The following is a 721-nucleotide window of genomic DNA, read 5'->3' on the forward strand; positions in this document are numbered from 1 at the left end:
GCCGCCTTCGTTGACCTCGCTTGGCGCGGTCAGGGTAACGGTGGTGGTATCAGCGGTGCCCGGAGTATCGGTGACGGTGGTATTTACCGGCGTGGTGCCCGGCACCAGATTTTCGAAATGCTCGCCGCCGGTCACGCCTTTGATAGCAGTCGTGACGGTCTGGTCGCCTTTGTAGACGTCGTTTGGCGCTACGGTGGTGACGGTGCCGCTGGATTGGTTCACACCGATAGTGATGGTCTGGCCGTTATCGAGGGTGACGGTCAGCGGATTGGTGATGTTAGTCACCGCTGCGCCGTTTTTATCCACAAGGCTGGCGGTGTAGACGATATTGCCGCCTTCGCCAACAGTGGTAGTGGCGGTCAAAACCACATCAACTTTGTCGATGGTGTCGTTGATCGTCGTCGTTGCGCCGTTGCCTGCGACTTCCAGCTTCTCGAAGTTACCGCCAGCCGTGTCGGTGATCTTGACCGTCTGGGTGCTCTTGTCGATGAACACGTCATCGCTAGGCGCAGGAACAGTGACGCTGCCAGCGGTTTCGCCCGCTTTAATGGTAATGGTCGAACCGTTATCCAGTTTCAGGGTTACATCAGTACCAGCCTTGTTGCTCAAGGTCGCGGTGTAGGTGATCTGGCCGCCTTCGTTGACCTCGCTTGGCGCGGTCAGGGTCACGGTGGTGGTATCAGCGGTGCCCGGAGTATCGGTGACGGTGGTATTTACCGGC

General features: G+C 58.4%; 1 protein-coding gene. It reads right to left on the minus strand.

Annotated features, from left to right (window positions below; genetic code table 11):
* On the minus strand, nt 1–721 hold a 721-nt coding region (locus tag M5B43_RS27170), incomplete at both ends, for an immunoglobulin-like domain-containing protein (RefSeq protein WP_349292388.1).

The organism is Pseudomonas sp. MWU15-20650, assembly GCF_023242475.1.
Classification (GTDB): domain Bacteria; phylum Pseudomonadota; class Gammaproteobacteria; order Pseudomonadales; family Pseudomonadaceae; genus Aquipseudomonas.